This is a genomic window from Amycolatopsis sp. NPDC088138 (assembly GCF_044741685.1).
GTDB lineage: Bacteria > Actinomycetota > Actinomycetes > Mycobacteriales > Pseudonocardiaceae > Amycolatopsis.
Genome location: NZ_JBIUTB010000004.1, coordinates 684,481 through 695,284, shown reverse-complemented (window position 1 = coordinate 695,284; position 10,804 = coordinate 684,481). Strand labels below are relative to the sequence as shown.

Below are 10,804 nucleotides of genomic sequence, written 5' to 3'. Positions count from 1 at the left end.
GCCGCCCCGGGTGGCGGGTCGGCCACCCCGGACAGTGCGGCAGCTGATCCCGTCGGCGGATCGGCCGGTCCAGGTGGTGTGTTCGCCGATCCCCTCGGCGGGTCGGCCACCCCGGCCCGTGCGACGGCCGAACCCGTCGGCGGGTCGACCCATCGCGTCAGCGTGTCGGCCTCTGGCGGTGGTGAGTCGGCCGGTCCGGTTGGCGTGTTCGCCGATCCCGTCGCAGGGTCGGCCATCCCGGGCCGTGCGTCGGCCGATCCCACCGGCGAGTCGGCCACCCCGGCCCGTGCGACAGCCGAACCCGTCGGCGGGTCGACCCATCGCGTCAGCGTGTGGGCCGTTGGCGGTGGTGTGTCGGCCGATCCGGTTGGCGTGTTCGCCGTCGAAGGGTCGGCCACCCCGGGCCGTGCGTCGGCCGATCCCATCGGCGAGTCGGCCGCTCCCGGCAGCGTGTTGGCCGTTTCCGGCGGTGTGCCGTCCGTTGGCGGTGGTGAGTCGCGTGGTCATGAGATACCGAACTCCTTGCCGATGAAGTCGAAGATCTCGTCGTCCGAAGCCACTTCCAGGTCCTCGGCGACCGACTTCTCCTCTTCCGGTTCCGCCCCGTCCCAAGCCGACGCCAGGCCCCGAAGCCGTCCGGCGATCCGGGCGCGGCCGGACTCGTCCGGCACGACCTGCGTCAGCGCGGCGCCGAGCCGGTCCAGCTCGGCCAGTAGCGCGGTGACCGCGGCGGTGCCGTCCGGGGCCAGGTCGGCCGCGAGCCGCGCGGCCAGGTCCAGCGGGGTCGGGTGGTCGAACACCAGCGTCGCGGGCATCCGCAGCCCGGTGACCGCGGCCAGCCGGTTGCGCAGCTCCACCGCCGTCAGCGAGTCGAACCCGAGCTCCTTGAACGCCCGGTCCGGTTCGACCAGGCCGGCGTCCGCGTGCCCCAGCACCGCGGCGACCTGCCCGCGGACCAGGTCCAGCAGGATCCGCTCGCGGTCCTCCGGCGACGCGGTCGACAGCCGCGCGGTCAGCGCCGCCCCGGCCCCCGCCGAGACGTCCGCGCCGCGCCGCGCGGGCGCCCGGACGAGGCCCCGCAGCAACGCGGGTACCTCACCCTGGGCGCGGGCCGCGGCGAGGTCGAGCCGGACCGGCACGAGCGCCGGGTCGCCGGTCGCGACCGCGGTGTCGAACAGCGTCAGACCCTCCTCTGTGGACAGTGCGGCGACCCCGCCCCGGTTCAGGCGCCGGACGTCGGCGCCCTCGCCCATGCCGTCGTCCCACAGCCCCCAGGCCAGCGACGTCGCCGGCAGCCCACGGGCGCGCCGGTGTGCGGCCAGCGCGTCCAGGAAGGTGTTGGCGGCGGCGTAGTTCCCCTGGCCCGCGTTGCCGAACACGCCGGCCGCGGAGGAGAACAGGACGAACGCGTCGAGGTCGCCGGTGAGCTCGTGCAGGTTGACCGCGGCGTCGACCTTCGGCCGCAGCACCGCGCCGACCCGCTCGGGGGTGAGCGCCGACAGCACGCCGTCGTCGAGGACGCCGGCCGCGTGCACCACGGCGGTCACCGGGTGCTCCGCCAGCACGGTGGCCAGCGCGTCGCGATCGGCGACGTCGCAGGCGAGCATCCGCACGTCGGCGCCCAATCCGGAGAGTTCGGCCGCGAGCGAGGCGTCCGCACCCCGACGGCTGAGCAGCAGCAGGTCCCGGACGTCGTGCGCGGTGACCAGGTGCCGCGCGAGCACCCGGCCGAGCGCGCCGGTCGCGCCGGTGAGCAGCACCCGGCCGCCTGGCCGGAACTGCAGCTCAGCCTCCGGCCGCGGTACCCGCGCCAGCCGCGGCGCGAAGACGTCCCCGGCACGCACGGCCAGCTGCGGCTCGTCGGTGGCCAGCGCTCCGGCCAGTGCCTTCGAGGACTCGACGTCGTCGTCGAGGTCGGCCAGCCGGAACCGGCCGGGCTCTTCGGACTGCGCGGTGCGGATCAGGCCCCAGACCGCGGCGGCGGCCGGGTCCGGCACGGTGTCACCCTCGGCCGCGGCGACCGCGCCACGGGTGAGCAGCACCAGCTGGGTCGCGGCGAACCGCTCGTCCGCGAGCACCGCTTGGACCAGGGCCAATGCGAACCCGGTGGTTTCGTGCGCGGCCGCGGCGGTGAGCCCGCCGGTGACCGGCACGATCAGCGTGTCCGGCGCCGGGCCGCCGTCGTCGAGGACGTCGACGAAGGTCTCGTACGCCACCGCGCCGATCGCCTCGGCCGCGGCCGGGTCGGCGGTGAGCAGGGCGAGTTGCCGGACGCCATGAGCGACCGGAGCAACCGGCTGCCAGGCGATCCGGAACAGCGACTCGACGTTCCCCCCGGACGGCAGCGCGAGCGGCCGCACCACCAGCGACTCGACGCGGGCGACCGGCGTACCGGCGTGGTCGGTGACGTCGAGTGCGATCGCGTCGGCGCCGGCCGGGCGCAGCCGGACCCGCAGGGCCGTGGCGCCGGTGGCGTACAGGGAGACGCCGGACCAGGAGAAGGGCAGGCGCGGCCCGCCGTCTCCCCCGGTGCCCGCGGTCCCCCGCGACATCGCGTGCAACGCGGCGTCGAGCAGCGCCGGGTGCAGGCCGAACGCCGTCGCCTCGGCCTCGTCGGGCAGGACGACCTCGGCGTAGACGTCCTCGCCGTCCCGCCAGATCGCCCGCAGGCCCTGGAACGCCGGGCCGTAGTCGAACCCGGCCAGCGCGAGGTCGTCGTAGATCCCCTCCACCGCAACGGATTCGGCGTCGGCGGGCGGCCACTCGGTGAGCATCTCCGGAGTGGGCGCGCCGCTCGCGAGGGCACCGGTGGCGTGCACGGTCCACGGCTCGCCGTCCCCGGTGCGCGAGTGCAGCGTGAGCTCCCGGACCCCGGACTCCCCGGGTGCGCCGACGGAAAGCTGCAGCTGCACCGCGCCTTGCTCAGGCAGGACCAGCGGCGCGGCGAGCGTCAGCTCCTCGACGCGGTCGCAGCCGACCTGGTCACCGGCCCGCAGGGCCAGTTCGACGAACGCCGTGCCGGGCAGCAGCACGGTGCCCCCCACAGCGTGGTCGGCAAGCCACGGGTGGGTCCGCCGCGACAGCAACCCGGTGAACACGACGGCGTCGTCACCCGCCAGGTCGACGCTGGCGCCGAGCAGCGGATGCCCGGCAGCACCGAGGCCCGCGGAAGCCACGTCGCCGACCATCGCCGGCGGGTGCAGCCAGAACCATTCCCGCTGGAAGGCGTACGTCGGCAAAGAAACTCGACGCGCCCCGGTCCCGGCGAACACCGCTGTCCAGTCCGGGGTGGCGCCCGCGGCGATCGCTGCGCCGAGCGCGGTGACCGCCGAGGCGGTCTCCGGGCGACCCTTGCGCAGCGCCGGAACGGCCGTCACGTCCACGGTGTCCTGGGCCATCGCGGACAGCACGCCGTCCGGCCCCAGCTCCACGAACGTCGTGACCCCGGCCGCCTCCAGCGTGCGAACACCATCGACGAACCGCACGGCCTCACGAACGTGCCGCACCCAGTAGTCCGCGTCGAACTCGGTGATCACCTCACCGGTGACGTTCGAGACGATCGGGACAACCGACTTACCGTAAGACAGCGACTCCGCAACACCGCGGAACTCGTCCAGCATCGGGTCCATCAGCGGCGAGTGGAACGCGTGGCTCACGGTCAGCCGCTTGGTCTTGCGATCCGCGAAGTGGGCCGCCACGGCCAGCACTTCGGCCTCGTCACCCGAGATGACCGTCGAGTCCGGTCCGTTCAGTGCAGCAATGGTCACCCGGTCGGACAGATATACCGAAACCTCGGCTTCGGTCGCCTGCAAAGCCACCATCGCGCCGCCCGAAGGCAACGCCTGCATCAACCGGCCCCGAGCGGCGACCAGCGTCACCGCGTCCGCCAGCGACAGCACCCCGCCGACGTGCGCGGCGACGATCTCACCGATCGAGTGCCCGGCCAGATGACCAGGCTTGACACCCCAGCTCTCGAACAGCCGGGACAGCGCCACCTCAAGCGCGAACAACGCGGCCTGGGTGTAGTCGGTACGGTCAAGAAGCGAGTTCACTTCGAACAGAACCGTCTTGAGGGGAGTGTCCAAAGTGAACTCGGCACACACCGCATCCAGCGCGGAAGCGAACACCGGGAACGCGTCGTACAGCTCACGGCCCATCCCGGCCCGCTGGCTACCCTGCCCAGTGAACAGGAACGCCAGACCACCAGCAGTCGTCCCGGTCTCGACACCACCCAAAGCGTCCAGCAGGGCTCCAGGCTCGTCGGCGGTCAGCACCACCCGACGCTCGTGCAACGTCCGCGTGGTGGCCTGCGAAAACGCAACGTCGGCCACGCGGAAGTCCGTGCCCACCAAGTGGTCACGCAACCGTCGTGCCTGCGAGCGCAGCGCCGCGTCGGTACGGCCGGAGACAACCACCGGCACCGCACGGTCCACACCCGGGACGACACGCGAAGGCTCGACGGGTGCCTGCTCGATGATCGTGTGCGCGTTGGTCCCGCTGAACCCGAACGACGACACCGCCGCCCGCCGCGGCCGGTCGACCGACGGCCAGGCCTGCTGCTCGGTCAGCAGCGAGACCGCACCGGCCGACCAGTCGACGTGCGGGGTCGGCTCGCCGACGTGCAGCGTCCGCGGCACCACACCGTGACGCATCGCCTCAACCACCTTGATGATCCCGGCGACCCCGGCCGCGGCCTGCGTGTGCCCCAGGTTCGACTTGACCGAGCCCAGCAGCAGCGGCTCACCGGCGCGCTCGGCGCCGTAGGTGGCCAGCAGTGCCTGGGCCTCGATCGGGTCGCCCAGCGACGTCCCGGTGCCGTGCGCCTCGACGACGTCGACGTCCGAAGTGGACAGTCCGGCGTCGGCGAGGGCCTGGCGGATCACGCGTTGCTGCGACGGGCCGTTCGGCGCGGTCAGGCCGTTGGACGCGCCGTCCTGGTTGATCGCGCTGCCCCGCACCACGGCGAGCACCTCGTGGCCGTTGCGCTGCGCGTCCGACAGCCGCTCCAGCAGCAGCACGCCGGCGCCCTCGGCCCAGCCCGTGCCGTCCGCGTCGGCCGAGAACGCCTTGCAGCGACCGTCCGAAGCGAGCCCGCGCTGACGGCTGAACTCGACGAACGCACCCGGCGTCGCCATCACCGTCACACCACCGGCCAGCGCCATCGTGCACTCGCCGGAACGCAGGGCCTGCGCGGCCAGGTGCACCGCGACCAGCGACGACGAACACGCCGTGTCGACGGTGACCGCGGGGCCCTCCAGACCGAGCACATAGGACACCCGGCCGGAGGCGACACTGCCGGACCCGCCGGTGCCCAGGTAACCCTCGACACCCGGCGGAACCGCGGGCAGCCGGGACAGGTAGTCGTGGTACATCACCCCGGCGAACACGCCAGTTTTGCTGCCGCGCAGGGAAGTCGGGTCGATCCCGGCGCGCTCGCAGGCCTCCCACGACGTCTCCAGCAGCAGCCGCTGCTGCGGGTCCATCGCGATCGCCTCACGCGGCGAGATCCCGAAGAACGCCGGGTCGAACTCACCCGCGTCGTAGACGAACCCGCCTTCCGAGGCGTGGCTGCTCCCCTCGCGATCCGGGTCGCCGCCGAAGAGCCCGGAGACGTCCCAGCCGCGGTCGTCCGGGAACGCCGAGATCGCGTCCCGGCCGTCGCGCACCAGGTCCCAGAGGTCCTCCGGGCTGCGCACCCCGCCGGGGTAGCGGCAGGCGGCCGCGACGATCGCGATCGGCTCGTCGACGCCGGTCTTCGCGGTGACCGCCTCGGCCTCGGCGACCTCGCCGAGCAGGTCGGTCCGCAGTTGCCCGGCCAGCGCGGCCGGGGTCGGGTAGTCGAAGATCAGCGTCGCGGGCAGCCGCAGCCCGGTGGCCGCGCCCAGCCGGTTGCGCAGCTCGACCGCGGTCAGCGAGTCGAACCCGAGGTCACCGAAGGTGCGGGTGACGTCGACGTCGTCGGCGGCCGCGTGCCCGAGCACCGCGGCGATCTGCGTGCGCAGCGTCGCCAGCACCAGGGCCTCACGGTCGGCCTCGGGCGTGGCGGCGAGCTTGCGCGCCAGCGGCGAGCCGGTCTGCCCGGCCGCCGCGGTCCGCCGGGTGGTCGTGCGGATCAGCCCGCGCAGCAGCGGCGGGACGTCCCCGCCGGCCCGGATGCCGGCCAGGTCCAGGCGGATCGGCACGACCAGGGCCCGCCCGGCGTCCGCGTCGAGCAGCGCCAGTCCGTCCTCGGTGGACAGTGCGGCGACGCCGCCGCGACCCAGGCGGCCGACGTCGGCGCCGTCGATCATGCCGTCGTCCCACAGGCCCCAGGCCAGCGACGTCGCCGCCAGCCCCTGGGCGCGCCGGTGGGCCGCGAGGGCGTCGAGGAAAGCGTTTGCGGCGGCGTAGTTGCCCTGGCCGGCGTTGCCGAAGACCCCGGCGGCCGAAGAGAACAGGACAAACGCGTCGAGGTCTTCGGTCAGCTCGTGCAGGTTAAGCGCCGCGTCCGCCTTCGGGCGCAGGACGGCGTCGAAACGGTCGGCCGTCAGCGTCGACAGCACCCCGTCGTCGAGGACCCCGGCGGCGTGCACGACCGCGGTCACCGGGTGCTCGGCCAGCAACGCAGCCAGCGCGGCACGGTCGGCGACGTCGCACGCGGCCAAGGTCACCTCGGCGCCCAGTTCCCGCAGCTCCGCCACCAGCTCGGACGCGCCGGGCGCGTCCGGCCCGCGACGGCTGGTCAGCAAGAGCCGCCCGACCTCGTGGGTCGTGACCAGGTGCCGCGCGACCGCGCTGCCGAGCGCGCCGGTGGCCCCGGTGACCAGCACCGTGCCGTCGGGCCGGAGCCCAGCGAACGTCCCACCGGACGCGCTCACGCGGGTCAGCCGCGGCGCGAGAACCCGGCCACCGCGCACGGCGACATAAGGCTCACCAGCGGAAACGGCGATGTTCAGCGCGACCGAGCCGTCGGTGTCGACGAGCGCGATACGGCCCGGGTGCTCGGCCTGCGCCGACCGGACGAGCCCGCCGGCGGCCGCACCCGCGAGGTCGGTGACGTCCTCGCCGGGCAGCACCGCGGCGCCGCGGGTGAGCACGACCAGGGACGTCTCGTCGAAGCGGGCATCGGTGAGCAGGGTCTGCAGCAGCGCCAGGGCGAGGTGCCCGCGCTCGTGGACGTCGCCGGTGAGGTTCAGCACCAGCACGTCCGGTGCGACCTCCAGGTCCTCGTCCAGGTCGAGGAAGTCGTTGTAGCGCTCGACGTCCAGCCCGGCGTCCGGGCCCAGCAGCGCCCAGCGGCCGTCGACGGTCGTCTCGGCGGGCACCGGCACCCAGTCGACGCCGAACAGCGCGTCGGTGCCGCGTTCGACACTCGCCAGCGGGCGCAGGGCCAGGGACGACACGGTCGCGACGGGCGCACCACTGCCGTCGGCGACGGTCAGCGAGACGCCGTCCACAGTGGACGACAGTCGGACGCGCAGCTCGGTCGCACCGGTGGCGTGCAGCGCGACGCCGGACCAGGCGAACGGCAGGTGCGCACGACCCGGCTCGACGAACGTGCCGAGCCCGATGGCGTGCAGCGCGGCGTCGAGCAGCGCGGGGTGCAGCGCGAACCCGGCGGCCGCGCGCTCGTCGGGCAGCACGACCTCGGCGTAGACGTCCTCACCGCGGCGCCAGGCCGCGCGCAGGCCCTGGAACAACGGCCCGTAACCGAAGCCGGCTTCGGTGAGCGCGGCGTAGTGACCGGACAGGTCGATCGCGTCGCCCGTCGGCGGCCACTCCCCCAGCGGCTCGGCCGGGATCTCGGCCGTGGCCAAGGTGCCTTCGGCGTGCTGGGTCCACGGCTCGTCGGCGAGCGCGCTCTCGAGTCGCGAGTGGACGGTCAGCGGGTAGCGGCCCTGCTCGTCCGCGGTGCCGACCCACACCTGCACGTGGACGGCGTCCCGCTCGGGCAGCACCAGCGGCGCGTGCAGCGTCAGCTCCTCGACGCTCCGCGCGCCGACCTGGTCGCCGGCCCGCACCGCGAGCTCGACGAACGCGGTCCCGGGCAGCAGCACGACGCCGCCGACGGCGTGCTCGGCCAGCCACGGGTGGCTGTCCAGCGCGAGCCGGCCGGTGAGCAGCAGGCCACCGTCGGCCCCGGCGACGCCGACCGCGGCGCCGAGCAGCGGGTGGTCGGCCGGGCCGAGGCCGAAGCCGCTGGCCGAGCCGGTGAAGGTCCGCGCCGGGTACAGCCAGAAGTGCTCCTTCTGGAAGCGGTAGGTGGGCAGGTCGACCCGCGCGTGGTCGCCGGGCAGAAGCCGCGTCCAGTCGACGGGCGCGCCGTTCGCCCAGGCCAGGCCGAGTGCGGCCACGGCGGTCTCGGGCTCGGGACGGCCGGCACGCAACCCGGGCAGCGCCTGGACGCCTTCGACGGACTGGGAGGTGAGCGCGGACAGGACACCGTCCGGACCCAGCTCGACGAACGTGCGGGCCCCGGCCTCGTGCGCGGCGGTCACGGCTTCGGCGAATCGGACGGTCTCGCGGACGTTGCGCACCCAGTACTCAGGGTCGGTCACCCGCGCGCCGAGTTCCACTGTGGACACCATGGCGATCCGCGGTTCGTGGTAGGTCAGCGACTCCGCGACCGCGCGGAACTCCGCGAGCATCGGGTCCATCAGTGGCGAGTGGAACGCGTGGCTGACGGTGAGCCGCTTGGTCTTGCGCTCGGCGAAGTGCGCGACGACGGCGAGCACCGCGTCCTCGTCACCGGAGATGACCGTCGACGTCGGACCGTTCACGGCGGCGACCGCCACCCGGTCGGTCAGGTGCGGGATCACCTCGGCCTCGGACGCCTGGACGGCCACCATCGCGCCGCCCTCGGGCAGCGCCTGCATCAGCCGCCCGCGCGCCGCGACGAGCTTGGCGGCGTCGTCGAGCGAGAGCACCCCGGCGACGTGCGCGGCGGCGATCTCCCCGATCGAATGCCCGATCACGACGTCCGGCCGCAGGCCCCAGTGCTCGACCAGCCGGAACAGCGCCACCTCGACCGCGAACAGCGCGGCCTGGGTGTACCGGGTCCGGTCCAGCCGCTCGGCGTCGTCGCCGAAGACGACGTCGCGGTCCAGTTCGAGCCGCTCGCAGACGGCGTCGAACGCGGCCGCGAACTCCGGGTACGCGGCGTACAGCTCACGCCCCATGCCGATCCGCTGACTGCCCTGCCCGGTGAACAGCAGGGCCAGTTTCCCTTCCCCCGCAACACCTGTGACGGTGGTGTCGCCGACGAGCACCGCGCGGTGTTCGTGCGCGGCCCGGCCGGTCGCCAGCGCGTGGGCGACGTCGGCGGGGTCCGCCGTCAGCTCGCGGATCGCCTCGACCTGTGCGTCCAAGGCCTCCGGCGAACGGGCCGACACGACCCGCGGCACCGCCGGAACGTCCACTCGCGACGGTGCGGCGGGCTCCTCCGCGGGCGCCTGCTCGATGATGGTGTGCGCGTTGGTGCCGCTGAACCCGAACGACGACACCGCCGCCCGCCGCGGCCGGTCCACCGACGGCCACGCACGCTGCTCGGTGAGCAGCTCCACTGCCCCGGCGGACCAGTCGATGTGCGGCGACGGCTCGCCGACGTGCAGCGTCTGCGGCAGGACCCCGTGGCGGATGGCCTGAACCATCTTGATCACGCCGCCGACACCGGCCGCGGCCTGCGCGTGCCCGATGTTGGACTTGAACGACCCCAGCCACAGCGGCTCGTCGGCGCGCTCGGCGCCGTAGGTCGCGAGCAACGCCTGCGCTTCGATCGGGTCGCCGAGCTTGGTGCCGGTGCCGTGCGCTTCGACGGCGTCGATGTCCGTTGTGGACAGTCGCGCGTCGGCCAGCGCCTGGCGGATCACGCGTTGCTGAGACGGGCCGTTGGGCGCGGTCAGCCCACTGCTGGCGCCGTCGGAGTTGACCGCGCTCCCCCGGATCACCGCGAGCACCGGGTGTCCGTTGCGGCGGGCGTCGGAAAGCCGTTCCAGCAGCAGCATTCCGGCGCCCTCGGCCCAGCCGGTGCCGTCCGCGTCGGCGGAGAACGCCTTGCAGCGGCCGTCGGCGGCCAGGCCGCGCTGGCGGCTGAAGTCGATGAACGCGGCCGGGGTGGACATCACCGTCACGCCGCCGGCGAGCGCCATCGTGCACTCCTCGCGGCGCAGCGCCTGGCACGCCCAGTGCATCGCGACCAAAGAGGACGAACACGCGGTGTCGACGGTGACCGCCGGGCCCTCCAGCCCGAAGGTGAACGACACCCGGCCCGAGGCGACGCTGCCCGAGCTGCCAGTCCCGAGGTAACCCTCGACGCCCTCGGGTACGGCCGGCAGGCGCGACGCGTAGTCGTGGTACATCACCCCGGCGAAGACGCCGGTTCGGCTGCCCCGCAACGAAACCGGGTCGATCCCGGCCCGCTCGAACGCCTCCCACGACGTCTCCAGCAATAAGCGCTGCTGCGGGTCCATGGCCAGCGCCTCACGCGGGCTGATCCCGAAGAACGCCGGGTCGAACTCGGCCGCGTCGTGCAGGAACCCGCCCTCGGCCGAGTACGACGTGCCGGGGTGGTCGGGGTCCGGGTGGTACAGCTTCTCGACGTCCCAGCCGCGGTCGCGCGGGAACGGCGACACACCGTCCACACCGGACTCGACGAGCCGCCAGAGGTCTTCCGGGCTCGTGATCCCGCCCGGGTACCGGCAGCTCATCGCGACGATCGCGATCGGCTCGGCCTCGACCTCCTGCAGCCGCTGCCGGGTCTGGGCCAGGTCGGCGGTCACCCGCTTGAGGTAATCGCGGAGCTTCTCTTCGTTCACCATGGCTGTGT

At 73.9% G+C, this 10,804-nt stretch carries 1 protein-coding gene; it reads right to left on the bottom strand.

Features of this window, described 5'->3' with window-relative positions; translation table 11 throughout:
- Positions 1-503: 503 nt before the first annotated feature.
- Entirely contained in the window at positions 504-10,793 is a 10,290-nt protein-coding gene (locus tag ACIOD2_RS24035) for an SDR family NAD(P)-dependent oxidoreductase (RefSeq protein ID WP_400543215.1), read from the bottom strand.
- Between the last annotated feature and the right edge of the window lie 11 nt (positions 10,794-10,804).